Origin of the sequence: Nocardia sp. NPDC004654 (genome assembly GCF_040609595.1) — a bacterium.
In the GTDB taxonomy this organism is placed as follows: Bacteria; Actinomycetota; Actinomycetes; order Mycobacteriales; family Mycobacteriaceae; genus Nocardia.
In genome coordinates this window covers 455,411-473,750 of the sequence record NZ_JBEXKI010000001.1, presented here as the reverse complement: position 1 = coordinate 473,750, position 18,340 = coordinate 455,411, and the positions used below count along the sequence as shown (strand labels likewise).

The window sequence follows — 18,340 nt, the reverse complement described above, 5'->3', positions numbered from 1 at the left end:
GCGGCGGTGTGCCCGCGATCGGCAAGGGAACTCATGGCTGACCTCGAGGCGCTGCTCGGCGATTTCGGCGACGAATGCGCGGACCTGGAACGACTTGTCGCCCCGCTGGCCCCCGCGGAGTGGGCACGGCCGACGCCCGCGCCCGGCTGGAGCATCGCCCATCAGATCGGGCACCTGACCTGGACCGACGAGATCGCGTCCGTCGCGGCCTCCGATGCCGACGAGTTCGCGAAACAGGTCGCCGCCGCCGCGCCCAAGGCGCTGACTTTCGTCGACGAGGCGGCCGAGGAAGCCGCCGCGGCCCCGCCCGCCGAGCTGCTCGAGCGCTGGCGCGCCGGACGCAAGACCCTGATCGAGGCGCTGCGCGCCGTGCCGGCCGGGACCAAGCTGCCGTGGTTCGGCCCGCCGATGAGCCCGGCCTCGATGATCACCGCGCGGCTCATGGAGACCTGGGCGCACGGTCAGGACGTCGCCGACGCGCTCGGTGTGGTGCGCGAACCGACCGCGCGATTGCGCAGCGTGGCTCATCTCGGCGTGCGGACCAGGAACTTCGCCTATTCGGTGCGGGGCAAGACGGCGCCCGCCGAGGAATTCCGCGTCGAGCTCACCGCGCCGGACGGCACGGTGTGGACTTGGGGTCCGGAGGACGCGGCGCAGCGGGTGACCGGGCCCGCGCTGGACTTCTGCCTGCTCGTCACCCAGCGTCGCCATCCCGACGACCTGGCGGTACGCGCCGACGGCACGGATGCGCAGGAGTGGTTGACGATCGCCCAGGTCTTCGCGGGACCGTCCGGGGAGGGCAGGGCCGCAGGGCAATTCGCCTGATCACCGCCGAAATGGCAGGCAGCCCGGCCGGACACCGTCCGACCGGGCTTCACCCGACCCGATCCGAAAATTCGGGAGCGGGCGAGCGCCACACTTGGGTGCGCCGTTCGCGTCGACGGCCGGACGCCGTTGGCCGGGTGTCTAAGAGTGGCAGTCGAGAATGACGCTCGCCAGCTAAGCGATTTTTACCCTCTCTTCAGATGCCGGAAACATCCGTAGGGCGGTCTATTGTGATCCTGCTCGCACGGATGCCGTCCAAGATCGCGGAGCGTCGTAACCTGGACAGGCGTTCGGCTTTCAACGATGCGGGCCGACGACGCGAGGGGAGTCGGGGCGGAGGGAAAGGAACGCATCGTGACGGCACACAAGCCTGCTCAGATCGTGCGTCATACCGCGATCGTGTTGGCCGGTGCGGCCAGCCTCAGTCTCACCTTCGTCGCAGGCTCGTATATCGGGAACCAGATGGCCGACACCCAGTCCGCAGGCGCCGGGCAAGCCGCGCCGCCGCCCGCGCCCGTCGTCGAGCCCTTCGCGCCGCGTCCGGGCCCACGAACCGTCGACACCTTGCTGGCCGGTGAGACGCACGCGCTGCCGTCGCCCTACCAGGCATCCGTTTTTCCCGCGAAAGCCGTTGTGCCGCAACCAGATCCAGCTGCCGCTCCGCCGCGACCCGCCGGGGTCGGCGGGCGTTTGGGCCTCGGTAACGCCTACGTCGGCGCGCAGGTCGCCCCGGTCCGCACCGGCACCGTCGCGTTCACCGTCGACACCAACGCCTTCTCGACCCTCACCGGCCTCGTGCTGTCCGAACCCGTGCGCGACCACCTCGGCATCGACCTCGACCCCACCGGAATCACCCGGATCCGCACCGAAATCGACACCCGCAGCGGCGAAATCGCCCTCGTCCTCTCGGACGCCAACCTCGGCGAACACACCATCGAACTCCACCCCCACCCGACCCCGACGGACGAAATCACCCCCACCGACCCGGACGCCCCTGCGGGCAACGACATCCAGTCCGCGCCCTCGGCCCGAGCCGAATCCACCGTCACCCTCTGATCCGGATCCCGGATCAGGGGGCTTACGCACCGCTCGACGATACGAAAAGACCCGGCCCTATCAGGGGCCGGGTTGGTGCTGTCACCGTAAGAGCCGGGCGGGACCACCGCCAACGCGTTTGCGCCGCACCCCGGTACTGTCGGCTGACGTGTACGACTTTTGCGTGATCGGGGGCGGGATCGTCGGGGTGGCGACGGCCCGGCGGCTGGTGGAGCGGTATCCCGGGACTCGGCTGGTGTTGGTCGAGAAGGCCGGGGGGCTGGGGACGCATCAGACGGGGCACAACAGTGGGGTGATCCACTCCGGGATCTATTACGAGCCGGGGAGTCTCAAGGCCGAATTGTGCAGGCGGGGTGCGCGGTGGACGAAGGATTTCGCCGCGGCGCACGGGATTCCGTACGAGGTGTGCGGAAAATTGCTGGTGGCCACCGATGCCGCGGAGTACGAACGGATGCTGGCGCTATACGAGCGCTCGGTCACCAACGGGGTGGAGGTCGAACTCGTCGACGCCGCCGAACTGGTGCGGCGTGAGCCGCGAATCACCGGCGTCGGCGCGCTTTTCGTGCCGAGCACCGGCATCATCGACTACCGCGAGGTGACCGCGGCACTCGCCGAACAGGTCCGCGCGGCGGGCGGCGAGATCGTGCTCGGCGCGGAGATCACCGCCATCGAGGAGACCGACTCGGCGGTGACGATCACCGGCAAGACCGGCACGTGGACGGCCCGCACCCTGGTGGTTTGCGCCGGACTGCAAGCGGATCGCATGGCGCGGCTCGCGGGTCTGCCGATCGACTTTCGCATCGTTCCGTTCCGCGGCGAGTACTACCAACTGCCGCCCGAACGCGCCGGTCTGGTGCGCACGCTGATCTATCCGGTGCCCGACCCGAACCTGCCGTTCCTCGGCGTGCACCTGAGCCCGACCATCGACGGCGAGCTCACCGTCGGGCCGAACGCGGTGCTGGGTCTCGCGCGCGAGGGCTATCGAAAGGGCAGCGTCGACCTGCGCGACGCCAAAGAGGTCGTGGGCTTCCCCGGCGTGCACCGGGTCGCCCGCACGCACCTCAAGACGGGTCTGCGGGAACTGCGCAATTCCCTGTTCAAGCGCGGCTATCTGGCCGAATGTCGCCGCTACTGTCCGGAACTCACCGCCGCCGACCTGCGACCGCGCCCGGCGGGCATCCGCGCCCAAGCGGTGTTGCGCGACGGCACCCTGGTCCACGACTTCATGATCGAACGCACCGCGCGCTCGGTGCACGTGCTCAACGCGCCCTCGCCCGCGGCGACCTCGGCCATGCCCATCGCGGAGTACATCGTCGACCAAATCTGACGCCACCTCGGCGACCGGCCGGTTTGGATATGGAAAGGCGTACCTCCGCCTTCGCTCCGGCCACAGGCTACGGGCGGACGGCGTCCGGCTGTGTCGACCGGGCTACTGTCCGATTTGCGCCCAACCCCTCGAATAAAAAGGAGAGCTGTAGTACTTTTGTCCGCAGCCGTGGATCAGGGAGGGCCTATGGGCCACATCAAGTACGCGAGTGACGTCGGGGCACCGGTCGAGGTGGCATTCACGTACACGGACAACCATCTTTTCGTGCCGGATTGGATGTTCGGCGTCGCTTCCTTCGAACCCACCGGCGAGCTGGACCAAGGTCCCGGCGCCTGTTTCGCGACAACGGTCCGACTCGGCCTGTGGCATCCGAAGATCCCTTGCGAGATCACCGAATATCGCCGCAACGTGGTGATCGGGTATACGCTGCGTGGGCGGTTGTCGGGAACGCTGACGCTGCGTTTCGACCCGCTCGGCTATGGACGGTCGGTGCTGACCTCCGAAGCGGAGTACGCTGCACCTCGCGGCTTCCTCGGCCGCATGTGCGCGGGCTTGGTCGACAGTGCCGTGCGATCGGCGCTACGTCGCACCGAGTCTCAATTGCGAAGGGAGATAGAGGAATTCCACGGTACCGATCTTGTCGGTCGGATTGCGTAAGGTGCCAGCCATGATCATCGTGAGCACCGACGGATCCTGCCTCCGAAACCCCGGCGGCGCTATCGGCTGGGCTTGGGTCAATCATCAGGGGGGCGCCTCGCGCAGCGGGGGAGCCGCGACGGGGACGAATCAGATCGCCGAGCTACGCGCGGTCCTGGAGGCCATCGAGGCCCACCCCGGCGCCGAACCCCTTCTGATCGAAAGCGATTCGCTCTACGCGATCAAGTGCGCGTCGGAATGGATCTCGAGCTGGCGGCTGAACGGCTGGCGCACCTCGACCGGCGGCGCCGTCAAGAACGTGGAGATCATCAAGCAGATCGACCGCGCCATCGCGAGCAGGCCGGGTCCGGTCCGATTCCGTTGGGTGCGCGGCCATGTAGGCAACTACTTCAACGAGATGGCCGACACCCTCGCGGGCGAAGCGGCACGGAAGGCCGCCGCTTCGGCGTCCGTCGCCGAGGCCGACACCACCGAGCTCACCGCCGTGGAAACGCCGAAAACCACGGTGCCACTGGCGAAGACGACCGTTCCGCTCTCGGTGACGCTGGCGAAAAGCGCTGCACCGCAACAGCGGAATGCCGCACCGCAACAGAAGACCACCGGGCCGCGGGCCTCGGGGAAGGCGGTCGCGTCGGCTCCTCAGACCTTGACCTTGTTCTGAGCAGCTCCGCGACCGCATGCAGGACCGCCCGAAAGACCTCCGGCGGTGGTGACTGGGCCCACCGCCGGAGGCGCTTTCGGAGAACTGTCGAGTGATCAGTTGCCGGGTTGCGGCTGCGGCTGCTCGGTCGGGGCCGGAGCCGGAGCGGGCGCCGGAGCGCCGCCGGGCAGGCCGGTGCCGCCACCCTTCAGCATCGGCGAGTCGAGCTTGGCCACCTTCCACTTGCCGCCCTCGTTCTGCAGGTCCGCGACGATGACCACGAACTGCCGATCCGGCTGCTGCTGGGTGAAGTTGGTGCGGAACTGGGTCAGCGTCACCAGCACCTTGGCCTCGCTGGTGTCGCCGGACTGGTACCCGCACTGCACGTCGTCGGCCCAGGACTTGACCTGCGCCTGCTTCATGGCGTCGGTGAGCGCCGTGGTGGCGTCGGTGAATTCCTTCAGGAACTCGCCGGTGGAGCCCGCCTTGACCTTGTTGAAGTAGCCCTCGAGGTCCTTGGAGTAGTCGTAGACCGAGACGTCGCGGCCGAAATCGCACGCTGCGCGCGTCGCGTCGTTGACGGCGGCGAGCTCGTCCGACTTCTTCTGTGCCTGCTGGTAGAACACCACCACCGCGGTGACGGCCGCGACGAGCAGAATGCCCGCGACGAAGGCCGCGATCACCGGCAGCAGATTCGAGCGGTCCGGGCTCGCCGCGGGTGACGGCTTCGGCTTCGGCTCGCTCTTCGCCTGCTTCTCGCCCGCCTTCCCCAGATCAAGCTTGGCCGTCGCCGCGTCGCTCGCCCCCGCCGCGTCGGTCGCGGCATTCTCCTCGGCGGACTTCTTCGTGGTCTCGGCGTCTTTGTTGGTGTCGGCGTCGTCGGTGGACATCGATAAATCCTGCTCTTTCCCGGCGCGCGCACGCACCGAATCGGCTCGCCGGCCCGCATGCGCGAACCGTACGCGTTCTACCAGCGAGTATGCCGGGCCGACCGAACAGGCGGTGGCCCGGGTCACTCACCGCACCGGGGGAAGGGTCCGCTCGTTGGGATCCACGCCCGGCGGCATCTGGGCGCCGTTGTTCGGCACGTTCGGCCGCGGCGCGTTCGCGGCGCCTCGGATCTGCTGCCCCGGCGGCGGATTCACGCAGTAGTTCCACTTCGGGATGCTGCCGTCCTGGACGACCTCGTTGCGGATCTGCGGGGTTTCGTACGTGCAGTACGGCCGGGGCCAGATGTCGATGATCGCGTGGAACTCGCCGTCGTGCGCCGGGATACCGAGCGCCTCGGCGCCGAGCGCGAGCGAGGGGAACAGCGCGCGCAGCGCGGGCAGGCGCAACTGCGCGGCCTTGGTGATGGCGACGAAGTTGGTCGCGAGGCTGGTGATCGGGTCCGAGGTTTGGTCGAGCACCGCGCCGAGGCTCTCCAGCTGACCGGGGCCCGAGTCGAGCACGCCGACCAGTTCCGCGTTGGCCGCGTTGAACTGCGCGAACAGCTCGCCGGAGTTGGCGGTCAGGGTGGCGAGATCCGGCTGCGCCTGCGACGTGGTATCGGCGATGGTGCGCAGGTTGGTGATCAGGCTGGTGGTCTGCGGCAGCAGTGAGTCGAGACCGGACGTCGCCAGGCTGATGCCGTTGACCAGGCCGCGCAGCTGATCCGGGCCGCCGCTGAGCGCGATGTCCAACTCGGCGAGGATGACGCTGAACTTGTCCGGATCGACCTGCGCGATCAGCGCGCTGGTGTTGTCCAGCACCGACCACACCGGCGTCGGCGTCTTGACCGTCTCGGGATCGAACTCGACAACCGCGCCGTCGGCCAGGAACGGGCCGTCCTCGGTGCCGGGCCGGAAGTCGATGTACTGCTCACCGGCGGCCGACAGCGCCTGCACCGCGACGTCGGTGTCGACGGGGATCTTGTATCGCCCGTCGATCTCGGCCGTGGCGGCGATGGCCTGCCCGCGGTCGGTCAGCTCGATCGAGGTGACCTTGCCGACGCGGTAGCCGCGCAGCGTCACGTCGTTGCCGGGCTGCAGTCCGCCGGAACGGTCCAGGTTCACCGTCACGGTGTAGCTGGACCGCAGCGGATTGATCCGCATGACGCTCACCAGCAGGTACGACGCGCCGACGAGCAGCACGAGCACCAGGCCGACCCCCGAGAGGATCAGCTTGTTCGTCCAGAGCTTCGACACCGCGCTCATCGGTGGCCTCCCACCCGCTGCTGCACGAGCTGCAGCACCTGGATCAGGCTGCCCGCGAAGTCCTGCAGGTCTTCCAGGTTCGGCAGCCTGCCGTGCTGTGGATCGGTCAGCGCGCTGAGATCGAGGTTGGTCGCGGTCGCGTAGACGGCGAAGCTGCGGCCGCGGAAGGTGGCGTCCACCTTCGGGCGGATGTCGTGCAGACGGTCCATCAGCAGGCCGAAGTCGTCGCCCGTTCGCGCGAGCGCGTCCATCAGCGCCTGAGTGTTGGTCAGCAGGTTGCCCAGCTGGTCGCCCGTGGTATCGGAGTAGTCGCCGAGCGCGGCGCTGGTGACCGAGATCTTGGTCAGCAGCTCGCCGATCGCCCGGTTGTTCTCGGCGACCGCGCCGATCATCTGGGGCAGCGTGTCGGCCACCTGGCCCAGTTCCGCGCGCCGCGAGTCGAGCGTGTTCGCCAGCGTGCTGAACTGGTTCAGCACCGCGTCGACGCGGGCGGTGTTGTCGTTCAAACTGCCGACCACACCGGTCAATTCGTCGATCAGGTGCGCGACCTGCGGCCCGCGCCCGCCGACGATGGAATCCAGTTCCGAGGTCAGCTTGGTGAGCGAGGCGATGCCGCCGCCGTTGAACAGCATGGACACCGAGATGAGCAGCTGCTCGACGGTGGCGCCCGCCGAGGTGTCCTCGATCGTCAGGGTGTCGCCGTCGTGCAGCATCGGCGCGCCCGGCTCGACCTTCGGCTTGGACAGCGCGACGAACACGTCACCGAGCGGGGTCGCCTGGCGCAGTTCGGCGGTGCTGCCCTTGGGCAGCTCGATATCGCTGCGGATGCTCAGGTCGACGACGGCCTGGAAGTTCTCGGTCGTGATGTTGGTGACCACACCGACATCCGAACCGCCGATCTTCACCTTGGCCTGGTCGGGCAGGTTCAGCGCGTTCTCGAACACCGCTTGCACGGTGTAGGTGTCGCCCGCCTGCCCCGGCTTGGGCAGCGGCAGGTCTTCGACCGTGAACCCGCAGCCGGAGGTGATGCCCACCCCGGCCACCGCGGCGATGGCGACGAGCGCCCTGCGTGCCTTGATCGTCATCCGGTACGTCATTTCGTCAGTCCAAGCAGTGCGGCGGTGAGCCCGTAGTCGGGTCCGAAGTCCTGCATATTTCCGGTGCGGCACCCGTCGGCCTTCATCTGGATCCGCTCGCAGAACAGGGCGACGATCTCGCCGTTGAGCGCGGTGCCGATGATGGCGTGCAGGCGCACGTAGCGACCCTCGCGGTTGACGATCCTGTCGATGTTCTGCATCGCCATCGGGGCCACGTCGGCGACCTCGACGAGGCCGTAGGCGTTGTCCCGCAGCTGGTTCGTGACGTTGGTCAGGCCCGCGAGGCTGCTGGCCAGCTCGCCCTGGTAGTCGCCGAGCGTGGTGCTCGTGTTGGCGAGGAAGTCGTTGAGCTGGTCGAGCGTGGCCTGGAGACCGGGAGCCTGCTCGGCGAGCAGGCCGGTCATCTGGGTCACCCGGTTGCTGAAATCGCGCACGGACTGGTCGTTCTCGGCCAGCATCGTGGTCAGCTCGTTGAGCTGGATGATGATGTTGGAGATCGCGTCCTTGTTGTCGACGCCGACCTTCAGCGCGCCGGACAGGGCGTTGAGGGTGTCGCGCATCTTCTCGCCGTTGCCGTTCAGCATCGGGTACAGCACCCGTCCGGAGAGCGGGCCGATGCCCTCGACACCCTCCTGCGGCTTGAGCGCCGCGGCGAACTGGTCGATGGTCTTGATCATCGTGTCCAGTTCGACGGGAGTCCTGGTGCGCGCCTTCGGCAGGTGGGTGCCGTCGGTCATCGTCTCGCCCTCGGTGTAGACGGGGGTGAGTTCGATGTGCCGGTCGGTGACGATCGACGGCGAGACGATCGCCGCCTCGGCGTTCTTCGGGATCTTCACGCCGGAATCGACCGAAAGGTGCACCTCGACGAGGGTGCCCTTCGGCACGATCTTGTCGACTTTGCCGACTTGGAGACCGAGCACCGTGATCGGGTTGCCCTCGTAGATGCCCGCGATGTTCTCGAAGTCGGCGGTGATCTTCATCGTGCCGCCGAGCGCGTCGTTGACCGAGGTCGGCAGCAGCGAGCAGCTGCCGACCGTGAGCGCCGCGGCGCTGATCGCGACCAGCTTGGCGGCGGTTTTCAGCTTGGCCGCGTGAGCGAATCTCATCACTGGCACCCCTCGATAGCTTGGGCGAAGCACAACCAGTTGTCCGGGAACAGCCACGGCAGACCCACGTCGCCGTACGGGCCGCTGCCACCCCACGAGTTGGCCAGGTAGCGCACGGTCGGCGGCAGCAAGGACAGGATCCGGTCCAGATTGTCCTTGTTCTTCTGCAAGCCCTCGGCCATCGTGTTCAGCTGCTGGATGGTCGGGCCGAGCTGACCTTCGTTCTGCGCGCCGATCTCCTGCAGCTGCCTGGTCAGCGCCGCGATGTTGTCGAGCAGCTGACGCAGCAGGTCCTGGCGCTCCATCACCCGGTTGGCGATGGCCTCCCCCTGGGTGATCACCAGCAGCACGCTGTTGCGGTTCTCGCCGAGGATCGTAGTGACCCGGTCCAGGTCCTTGAGCAGCTGGTCGACCTCGCCGCGGCGGGTGTCGATCACCTTCGCCAGCGCGCCGACGCTGTCCAGCGCCTGCGCGGTCAGCTCGGGCGAGTCACCCATCGACTGGTTGATCACGTTCAGCGATTCGGCCAGCTTCGCGGTGTCGAGCGCCTCGAACTTCGGGGTGCCGATCTGCACCACGTCGGCGAGGTTGTACGGAACCGAGGTGTTGGACACCAGGATTCGGCCGTCCTTCAGGCCGGAGCCGTCGCCCGGATCCAGGTCGACGTACCTGGCGCCGAGCAGCGTCGCCATCTTGATCGAGGCCCGGGCGTCGGGGCCGAGCTTCACGTTGTTGTCGACGTTCATCGTGAGCAGCACATGGCTGCCCTCGAGCTTCGCGCCGGTCACGGTGCCGACCGGAACGCCAGCGGCGTTGACCTTGTCGCCGACCTTGATCCCGGCCGCCTGCACGAACTCGGCCTTGACCGTCTGATCGCCGACACCGAGCATCCGGATGATGCCCGACGCCATCAGCAGCACCACGATCAGAGCGGCGCCGACGACGCCGAGCCAGAAGTAGCGGTTGCTCTCGAAGCGGCTCCTCATCTTCGCGATCATGGGCGGCACACCGCCGAGTGCGCGGTACCGCCGATTTGCGAGAACAGACCGCGGGGGAACAGCACGCCGTAGAGCGAGATGTCCAAGCCACAGAGATAGGCGTTCGCGTAGGCGCCCTCCGAGGTGTGCCTGCCCGCCGCCGAGAGGACGTGCGGCAGGTCGATCGCGGCCTGGTCGAGCTTGGCGCCGTTGTCCAGCAGCAGCGTCAGCGCGGCGCTGGTGGAGTTCTGCGCCGTCTGCAGCTTGGGCTGGATGTTGCCGACCATGCCGACCAGCGACGTGGTCGCGCTCGCGATCTGCTCGGTGGACGCGAGCAGGGACTGGCCCTGCTCGTACAGTCCGCCGATCAAGGCCCGGGTCTGCGTCACCAGGGTCTCCAATTCATCACCTCGTTTGGCCAAGCCCGCCATCACACCGGACAGGTTGGCGATCACGCCGGACAGAATCGCGTCGCGACGCTGGAAATCGGTGGCCAGCTGGGCGGCCTGCACGATGAACGAACTCAGCGAGACGCCGTCGCCCTGCAGCGCCTGGATGAACGTCTCCGAGAGCCGGTTCACCTGCTCGGGCTGCAGCACCTGGAACAGCGGCTGGAACCCGTTGAGCAGACCCGACACGTCGAACGACGGTTCGGTCCGCTCCAGCGGGATCGAGGCCTTGTCCTTGAGCGGCGCGGGGTTGGCCGCCTCGCCGGGGGCGAGCGCCACGTACCGCTGGCCGATCAGGTTCTGGTAGCGGACAAGGGCTTTGGTGTCGTCGTAGATGGTCTGGTCGCTCTGCACGATGAACGTCACGTTCGCGACCGACTTCTTCGTCCGATCGTCGCGGGCGAGCTCTATCTTCTCGACCTTGCCCACCCGCACGCCCGCCATGCGCACGTCGTCGCCTTCGCGCAGACCGAGCACATCGGTGAACGTCGCGGAGTAGGTCTTGGTATCGCCTGCGACGACCCGCGCGAGGGTGTTCCAGACGACCACCGTCACCAGGATGGAGACGATGGCGAAGATACCGAACCCGATCAGCGGCTTACGGATACTCATGCCTGCGCCTCGCTAGCGCTCGGCTCCGGCATGTGCATGGCACGCTGGCACATGATTCGCTCACTGCGTTCACTCATCGAGCGGCACCGCCTTCGGACACTTCCATCGTTCCGCCCTTCAGAATCGAACTCAGCAGCAGGTACTCCGCGGTGGTCGGCTTGCGGCCGAGCAGCTTCTCGATCGCCGCGTCACCCTGGTAGGAGATCGGCCGGGCGTCCGCCGGAGCCGCCGCGGGCGCGGGGGCGGGCGGCAGCAGGCCGGGCAGACCGGGCAGCGCCGGGAACAGACCCTCGAGCGGAGTACCCGCGAACGGCTGCTGCGCGGTCTCCTGGAGGTCGGCGACGATCCGGCCAGGATCCGGCATGGTGACGCCGGGGATCAGCGGCAAGCCGGGCATCGGCACCACCGGAGGCAGCCCGGCGGCCGAGTCCAGCGCGCGCGGCCGCAGGTTCTCCGGCAGCGGCGGCAGCTCGTTCACCTCGGGCGCGGTGGCGCAGCTCGGTCCGGCCATCTCGTCGTAGCGCGGGCAGTCCGCGACGGTGTACGGCGTGTACGGCGTGAGCGTGATGCCCGCGTTCCAGATCTGCTGCTGCTGCGGGCCCCAGCGGAACGTGGTGTTCATCGCCCGGACCGACTCGCTCAGGTTCAGCAGCGTCCTGGTGATCGCGTCGGGATCGGCGGTGAGCGCGCCGAACAGGTCGGAGGTGCCGACGGTGACTTCCTTGCCGACGTCCGGGTTGCGGGCGAACAGGTCGTTCACGCGGTCCACGGTGCCGCTGGTCCCGGTGATCAGCGCGACGAGCTCGTCGCGGCGTTCGGCGATGGTGCTGGCGGTCTGCACCGAGCTGCCGAGCACGTCGAGCAGTTCGGGCGCCGACTCGTTCAGCGCGCGGAACGAGCTGGAGAAGTCGTTCAGGAAGACGCCGAGATCCGGGATGGACTCGTCGACGGCGAGCACCCAGCGGTCCAGCCGCTCGATGGTCGAGCCGGGCATCCGGCCGCTGCCGTCCAGCGCCTGCGAGAGGGTGCCGAGCACCCGGCCGAACTGCACGGGGTCGATCTTCTCCAGGATGTTGCGGACCGTGGTCAGCGTGTCCTGCAGCGCGATCGTGCCCTTGCTGCGGTCCTCCTCGATGACCGACCCTTCCTTCAGGTAGGTGTCGGACGGGCCGTTGAAGACCAGTTCGATGGAGGTGACGGCGAACAAATTGCTCGGCACGACGCGGGCGGTCACGTTGGACGGGATGTCGCCCGCGTACTCCGGCTTGAGCTCGATCTGCACCTTCTGCAGTTCGCCCTTGGCCGCGACCTCGACCTCGTCGACCGCGCCGACAAGCACGCCGCGGAACTTCACGTCGGCTTCCGACGGCAGGCCGTCACCGGTGGTGGTCAGCTGCGCGACGACGTTGACCTTCGGCACGAAGTAGCCGGTGTAGCGCGCCATGAGGAAGGCGAGCACCAGCGCGAAGACGATCAGTCCGCACACGCCCGCGATCAGCAACTGCCGCATCGTGGGCCCGCGCCCACTGGGATCGATGATCATCTGGCCCTTACCCCGAGATCCGGATTCCGGGGTTGACGCCCCAGATCGCCAACGTCATGAAGAGGTCCGCGAAGACGACCAGGATGATGCACATCTTGATCGCCCGCCCCGCCGCGACACCGACGCCCTCCGGGCCACCCGAGGCGAAGAAGCCGTAGTAGCACTGGATGAAGGTGGTGATCGCGACGAAAACGATCGCTTTGAGCAGCGAATACAGCACGTCGGTCGGTATCAGGAACTGATAGAAGTAGTGCGCGTAGGTACCGCTCGGGGTACCGCCGATCAACTGCACGGTCAGCGAGCAGGAGATGTAGGCGGTCGCCAGGCCGAGGCAGTACAGCGGGACGATCGCGACGATGGCCGCGAACATCCGGGTGCTGACCAGGTACGGCAGCGGCCGGATGGCCACCGACTCCAGCGCGTCGATCTCCTCCGAGATGCGCATCGCGCCGAGCTGAGCGGTGAATCGACAGCCCGCCTGGGCGGCGAAGGCCAGTGAGGCGAGCAGCGGACCGAGTTCACGTGTGGTCGCGAACGCGGAGATCGCGCCGGTGATCGGGCTGAGGCCGAGCAGGTTCAGCGAGGTGTGGCCCTGGATGCCGACGGTCATGCCGCCGAACGCGCTCAGGATCACGATGACGCCGATGGTGCCGCCACCGACGACGAGGTTGCCGTTGCCCCAGGTGACGTCGGAGAGCAGCCGCCACACTTCTTTCGGGTACTGCTTGAGCGCCAGCGGAATGGAGCCGACGGATCGCAGGAAGAAGAACACCTGGTGGCCGAGCCGAGCGACGAGATCGACCGGCGCCTGCGCGGAACGCTTGAGTCCCTGGAGTGGCCGCAGCAGCGGTGGTACGTAGGTTGATGACACCGGCTCAGACCACCTGTGGGGGGAAGAGTGCGTTGTAGACCTGGGTGATGATGAGGTTCACGCCGAAGAGCATCAGCGCGGAGCTCACCACCGCCGAGTTGACCGAGTTCGCGACGCCGCCCGGGCCGCCTCGGGTATTGAGGCCGGTATCGCAGGCGATGATGGCGGCCAGCAGACCGAAGATCAGCGACTTCACCAGCGCGACGAGCAGATCGCGGGTCACGGCGAACGAGGAGAAGGTGCTGACGTACGAGCCGGGCGTGCCGCCCTGGGCGAAGATGTTGAAGATGTAGCCGGTCAGGAAGCCGACGAAGACGACGAAGCCGCAGAGCAGGACGCTGACCAGCATCGCGGCGCCGAGCCGCGGCGCGACGAGGCGGCGCATCGGGTCCACGCCCATCACCTTCATGGCGTCGATCTCCTCGCGGATGGTGCGCGAGCCGAGATCGGCGCAGATGGCCGACCCGACCGCGCCCGCGATCATGATCGAGGTGACCAGCGGCGCGCCCTGCTGGATGATGCCGAGGCCGTTGGCCGCTCCGATGAACGACGTCGCGCCGACCTGTCCGGCCACCGCGCCGACCTGGATCGAGACGATGACGCCGATGGGAATCGCGACGAGCAGCGTGGGCGCCGCGGCCACATTGGCCATGAAGGCGCACTGACGCACGAATTCGCCGAAGGGGAACCTTCGCCGGAAGATGGCGAGGACGAGTTCCGCCACGGCGGCGATACCCATCGTGATCTGTCGGCCGAAGGTCTCCAGTGACCGCTTGGGATGGTCTTCCCAGTACGACCTCGTCCAATCGACCGCTTCACTTATCCGTGATCCCGTGGGAGGACTCTTGGTCGACTGCACTGGCTAACCCCTCTCGACGCCGGTTGCTCACCCCGACGACTTGTTTGCTTGACGCACCTTACTACGGAGTAGTGCAGAACACACCATCCCCATGTGATTGCAGTCATAGATGTGAGTCACCGTCGGGGAATGTCCTAGAGCGCGCGGTCAGGCCTTTGTCTTGCGTCCCAAAATAAAGCGTCCAGATTTTAGAACAAGTTACAGGTGGGGCGCCTCTATATGGGCGTCGTCCACTATCACCGATCAATTACGCGGAAAATATTCATCTAAAATTGACGCCTTATTCGAGGGCTCCCGAATGCGTTCCAAACCGTTTGGAAACGCATTGAGCGTGTCATCCCGCGACCTTTGTTATAGATCCTAGCTATCACCATCACGATTCGGCGGCACCCGCCGGGACGAGACGCGCCCGAGACCGAATACTGACACGATGTATGCGACAGATTGATATCGTGCGGGCTTCCGACGTCTGGAGGGACATGTTCAGCAAACTCGCCAAGGCGGCCAACGCCGTCTTCGCCGTCGCCCTCGGTGCGGCGCTGCTCGGGACGGGCGCGAGCCCCGCGGCCGCCGCGCCCGGTCCGCCGGTGATCGGGGGCGGATCCGGCATCGTCATCGACAACATGTTCGAGTGCACCGTCACCACGGTTGGTCACGACAACGCGGGCAGACTGGTCGGACTCACGGCCGGACACTGCGGTGACCCGGGCGCGCAGGTGTACGCCGAGGTCGATCGCGAGGCGGGTGTGATCGGTCGCTTCGTCTACTCCAACTCGGAGCTGGACTACGCCGTCATCGAGTTCGAGCCGGGCGCCATCACCCCGGTCAACCGGATCGGCAACGTCACCATCACCGGCATCGGCGGACCGGCCCAGTTCCCGATGATCGTCTGCAAGGAAGGCCGCACCACGGGCAACACCTGCGGCATCACCTACGGCGACGTGTTCGGCACCAATATCGAGACCTGGACCCAGATGTGCGTCGTCGAAGGCGATTCCGGCGCACCCGTGGTCGCGGGCACGACCCTGGTCGGCATGGTGAACGCCTACCTGGCGATCGCGTGCTTCGGCCCCGAGGTCGGCACCAACATGAGCGCGATCATGAACGACATCAACGCGCGCGGCGGCATCGGCGCGGGTTACGTGCCGATCTGATCGGCCACAGCACAGACCACGAGGAGCGGGCGGCATCGCCCGCTCCTTTTCTGTTACGCGGAACTCCGGGGACGCCGTGGAGCGTCGACGAGGCCGTGGCGTGGCGCGACGGCCGGGCCCGCGACCGCGCACTGCGGTAGACACTCGACGCTGGCCGGGTCCGGCGCCCGGCGCGGCGGACGCAGCAGCACGGCGGCGATCAGCGCGCCGACGGCAAGCAGCCCGACGCAGATCCACATCGCGGTCTCGAACCCGTCGTCGAACGCGGCCGGGTCGGTGAGCGAGCCGGAGATCCCCGCCAGCCCGGGCAGCGCGGCGACCGCGAGCAGCTGGGCGGTCCTCGCCACGGCGTTGTTCACGCCGGAGGCGATCCCGGCCTCGGACGCGGGCACCGCGCCGAGCACGGCGCCGGTCAGCGGGGCGACGAGCACCGCGAGCCCGAGTCCGAAGACCACCACGCCGGGCAGCACGTCGCCGACATATCCGGCGGCCGGTCCGATGCGCAGCAGCAGGATCAATCCCGCCGCCGCCAGTAGGGGGCCGAGCGTCATCGGGACGCGCGGGCCGTGCGCCTGAGCCCAGCGTCCCGCGGGCGCGGACAGCGCCAGCATGATCAGCGTGATCGGCACCGTGGCCAACCCGGACAGCAGCGGCGAATAGCCCGCCACCAGTTGAAGTTCCATGACGAGCAAGAAGAAGACGCCGCCGAGCGCGGCGTAGACGGCCAGCGTCACCAGATTGGCCGCGGTGAACACCCGGGAACGGAACAGCGCGGGCGGCACAAGCGGATGATCGCTGCGCACCTCGATCACCACGAAAACCACGAGCAGCAGCACGCCGGAGACGGCCAGCAGCGGCATCGCGTCGATCAGTCCGAAGGTCAGCGCGCCGAGTCCCAGCGCGACCACCACCGCGCCAGGGACGTCCAGTCGCGCGGCGGCATTCGGATCGAAGCTCTCCGGAACGTGACGCAACGCCAGGACCACGACCACGGCGACCAGCGGCACGTTGATCAGGAAGATGGACTGCCAGCCCACCCAGTCGATCAGCCAGCCGCCGAGGAACGGCCCGAGCGCGCCCGCCACGCCGCCGAAACCGGACCACAGCCCGATCGCCGCGCCCCGATCGCGTTCGTCGAGCGACGAGGAGATCAGCGCGAGGCTGCCCGGGGTGAGCATCGCCCCCGCCACGCCCTGCGACACTCGCGCCGCCACCAGCATCTCGATGTTCACCGCCGCCGCGCACAGCACCGAGGTGACCGCGAAACCGACCGCGCCCCAAACGAAGACCTTGCGCCTGCCGAGCTTGTCGCCGAGCGAGCCGCCGAGCAGGATGAACGAGGCCAGCGTCAGGGTGTAGCCGTTGAGCGTCCATTGCAGACCGGCCACATCGGTGTCCAGCGACTCCCCGATGCGCGGCAGCGCGATGTTGACGACGGTGGCGTCCAGCGAGGCGACCGAGGAGCCGAGGATGGTGGCGAGCAGGATCCAGCGGCCGGTCGCCGAACGCAACCGGGGTAGCTCCTGGATGGTGCTCACCGGTCCAACCTATAGGCGCTGCCGGACGTCAGTCCGTCGACAGCCCGCGCACGGCCGGAGCGCGGGTACGTCTCGCGGTCGTCAGAGTTCCTCGACGCAGACGACGAACCGGCGCTCGGAGTACTCGAATCCGATGCCGCTGTCGCAGACGCTCGCGTCGGCGGCGCCCTGCTCGATGGTGGTCACCCGCACGCCCTGCGAGCCGCGCTCGGTGCAGTCGATCCGCTTCGGATCGTCGCCGCCGACGTCCATGCAGCCGCCGACCACCCAGTCGATGTCCAGGCACAGCGCGCCCTGCTGCACGCCGTTGATGGTCTCGGCGTAGTAGTTGTCGCGATCCGCCGGGCACGCCGAGCTGGTCTCGGTCTTGCCGATGACCTTGTAGTTGGACGCGCGGCTGCCGCAGGACGCCTTCGCGATGGTGGCGTTGGTCGTGGTGCCGCCGAGGGTGACGCAGTCGCCGACGGACGCCTCGAAATCGGTGCTGCCGCCGGTCGGCGTGGGACGGCCGGACGTCGGCCTGCCGCTCGACTTGGGGGCGGAGGTCTTCGGAGTGCTGGTGTTGACGGCGTCGACGGTCCCGCTGTCCAGCGCGGGCTGCGCGGTGCCGTCGATGGTCGAGCTACAGGCCACCAAGGTGAGCGCCGTGGCGGCGGTTCCGAGCGCGAGCGCGAGACCGGATAGCAGTTGACGAGACACGTACAGTCCTCCCGAGCTGTAACGCTCCGAACCTATACCCCCGTAAGAATCCGAAGTTGACGATCTGATCTTCAAATATCACGCCATGCATACACCATCACGGACGCGGTAGTCGAGTCGAAAGGGACACAGTCCAGGGGCGCTGCGGAAAGGCCTCGGCGGCAATGGACCTGGGTATGGTGGGCCCTACGGTGTGAAAGGGGTAGACCGTGAAGCTGATCAGCGCGATCATCTGCTCGACCGCCGCGGTGGGATCCTCGTTCGCACTTCCGGCTCTCGCTTCGGCAACCGATGCGCATTGCGGTTCGGAGCACGGTGTCGACGTCACCGTCATCGATGGTCGAGCCGGGTGCCGGGCCGCCACCGACTCGGAAGGACAGGCGCGATCGGCCGGTTTCGACGGGGTGGGTTACGCGCGAGCAACCGCCGGGGCGATGGCGCTGGGCATCGGCGCGGCGGGCGGCATCGGCGCCAGCGAGGGCGCGGGCGGGATTCCGGTCGCGCTCGGCTTCGGCCCGGACGCGCTGGCACTGACCTCGATCACCGATCCCGACGCGGCGGACGGCACCACGATCGCGATCTCGATCGCCTTCGAAGGCTCGCGCGCGCAGGTCAGCAGCGAGGAACGCACCGTGGTGTGCCTCGGGTCCGCGGCCTTCGCGTGGAACGCGGCCACCGGTGCGTCCTGCCTCGCGACGCCGTTCGGCCGCTGGGTCGCGTCGCACTGAACGAGCC

The 18,340-nt window shown here is 67.8% G+C and carries 18 protein-coding genes; 7 read left to right on the top strand and 11 right to left on the bottom strand.

Annotated features, from left to right (window positions below; genetic code table 11):
* Positions 1–33: 33 nt before the first annotated feature.
* The 5 genes from ABZV58_RS02115 (at position 34) to ABZV58_RS02095 (ending at position 4,526) form a co-directional block, all read left to right on the top strand.
* Positions 34–825 (top strand): TIGR03084 family metal-binding protein, encoded by a 792-nt coding sequence (locus ABZV58_RS02115; protein WP_354998335.1) that lies wholly within the window; start codon positions 34–36, stop codon positions 823–825.
* 354 nt (positions 826–1,179) lie between these two features.
* The gene (locus ABZV58_RS02110) at positions 1,180–1,881 is read left to right on the top strand and encodes a hypothetical protein (RefSeq protein ID WP_354998334.1); all 702 of its coding nucleotides are present in this window, start codon (positions 1,180–1,182) and stop codon (positions 1,879–1,881) included.
* Positions 1,882–2,029: 148 nt separating this feature from the next.
* The gene (lhgO, locus tag ABZV58_RS02105; RefSeq protein ID WP_354998333.1) at positions 2,030–3,208 is read left to right on the top strand and encodes an L-2-hydroxyglutarate oxidase; all 1,179 of its coding nucleotides are present in this window, start codon (positions 2,030–2,032) and stop codon (positions 3,206–3,208) included.
* A gap of 156 nt (positions 3,209–3,364) precedes the next feature.
* Entirely contained in the window at positions 3,365–3,865 is a 501-nt protein-coding gene (locus ABZV58_RS02100) for an SRPBCC family protein (protein WP_354998332.1), read from the top strand.
* Between the two features lie 10 nt (positions 3,866–3,875).
* The gene (locus tag ABZV58_RS02095) at positions 3,876–4,526 is read left to right on the top strand and encodes a ribonuclease H (RefSeq protein ID WP_354998331.1); all 651 of its coding nucleotides are present in this window, start codon (positions 3,876–3,878) and stop codon (positions 4,524–4,526) included.
* 95 nt (positions 4,527–4,621) lie between these two features.
* Here ABZV58_RS02095 and ABZV58_RS02090 read toward each other — a convergent pair whose 3' ends face one another.
* From ABZV58_RS02090 to ABZV58_RS02050, 9 genes are all read right to left on the bottom strand, one after another.
* Entirely contained in the window at positions 4,622–5,395 is a 774-nt protein-coding gene (locus ABZV58_RS02090; protein WP_354998330.1) for a hypothetical protein, read from the bottom strand.
* Between the two features lie 126 nt (positions 5,396–5,521).
* The gene (locus tag ABZV58_RS02085; protein WP_354998329.1) at positions 5,522–6,700 is read right to left on the bottom strand and encodes an MlaD family protein; all 1,179 of its coding nucleotides are present in this window, start codon (positions 6,698–6,700) and stop codon (positions 5,522–5,524) included.
* Positions 6,697–7,785, bottom strand: a complete 1,089-nt coding sequence (locus ABZV58_RS02080) for an MCE family protein (RefSeq protein ID WP_354998328.1) — start codon at positions 7,783–7,785, stop codon at positions 6,697–6,699. The genes ABZV58_RS02085 and ABZV58_RS02080 overlap by 4 nt, the downstream gene beginning before the upstream one ends.
* An 8-nt stretch (positions 7,786–7,793) precedes the next feature.
* The gene (locus ABZV58_RS02075) at positions 7,794–8,903 is read right to left on the bottom strand and encodes an MlaD family protein (protein WP_354998327.1); all 1,110 of its coding nucleotides are present in this window, start codon (positions 8,901–8,903) and stop codon (positions 7,794–7,796) included.
* Positions 8,903–9,898 carry an MCE family protein gene (locus tag ABZV58_RS02070; RefSeq protein ID WP_354998999.1) on the bottom strand — a complete coding sequence of 332 codons (996 nt, stop codon included), beginning with the start codon at positions 9,896–9,898 and terminating at the stop codon, positions 8,903–8,905. Before ABZV58_RS02070 ends, ABZV58_RS02075 begins: the two co-directional genes overlap by 1 nt.
* Positions 9,898–10,941, bottom strand: coding sequence for an MCE family protein (locus ABZV58_RS02065; protein ID WP_354998326.1), 1,044 nt, complete (start codon positions 10,939–10,941; stop codon positions 9,898–9,900). Before ABZV58_RS02065 ends, ABZV58_RS02070 begins: the two co-directional genes overlap by 1 nt.
* A 73-nt stretch (positions 10,942–11,014) precedes the next feature.
* On the bottom strand, positions 11,015–12,484 hold the full coding sequence (locus ABZV58_RS02060) for an MCE family protein (protein ID WP_354998325.1): 1,470 nt from the start codon (positions 12,482–12,484) through the stop codon (positions 11,015–11,017).
* A gap of 7 nt (positions 12,485–12,491) precedes the next feature.
* A complete protein-coding gene (locus ABZV58_RS02055; RefSeq protein WP_354998324.1) occupies positions 12,492–13,355 on the bottom strand; it encodes an ABC transporter permease in 864 nt (287 codons plus the stop codon).
* A 4-nt stretch (positions 13,356–13,359) separates the two neighbouring features.
* A complete protein-coding gene (locus ABZV58_RS02050) occupies positions 13,360–14,178 on the bottom strand; it encodes an ABC transporter permease (protein WP_246124245.1) in 819 nt (272 codons plus the stop codon).
* A 515-nt stretch (positions 14,179–14,693) separates the two neighbouring features.
* On the opposite strand from ABZV58_RS02050, the gene ABZV58_RS02045 reads away from it, so the two are divergent.
* A complete protein-coding gene (locus ABZV58_RS02045) occupies positions 14,694–15,368 on the top strand; it encodes a S1 family peptidase (RefSeq protein WP_354998323.1) in 675 nt (224 codons plus the stop codon).
* A 53-nt stretch (positions 15,369–15,421) separates the two neighbouring features.
* Here ABZV58_RS02045 and ABZV58_RS02040 read toward each other — a convergent pair whose 3' ends face one another.
* Positions 15,422–16,906, bottom strand: a complete 1,485-nt coding sequence (locus ABZV58_RS02040) for an MFS transporter (protein ID WP_354998322.1) — start codon at positions 16,904–16,906, stop codon at positions 15,422–15,424.
* Between the two features lie 81 nt (positions 16,907–16,987).
* Positions 16,988–17,605, bottom strand: a complete 618-nt coding sequence (locus ABZV58_RS02035) for a hypothetical protein (RefSeq protein ID WP_354998321.1) — start codon at positions 17,603–17,605, stop codon at positions 16,988–16,990.
* Positions 17,606–17,814: 209 nt separating this feature from the next.
* Here ABZV58_RS02035 and ABZV58_RS02030 point away from each other — a divergent pair, with 209 nt between their 5' ends.
* Positions 17,815–18,333 carry a DUF6764 family protein gene (locus ABZV58_RS02030; RefSeq protein WP_354998320.1) on the top strand — a complete coding sequence of 173 codons (519 nt, stop codon included), beginning with the start codon at positions 17,815–17,817 and terminating at the stop codon, positions 18,331–18,333.
* The last annotated feature ends 7 nt before the right edge of the window (positions 18,334–18,340 follow it).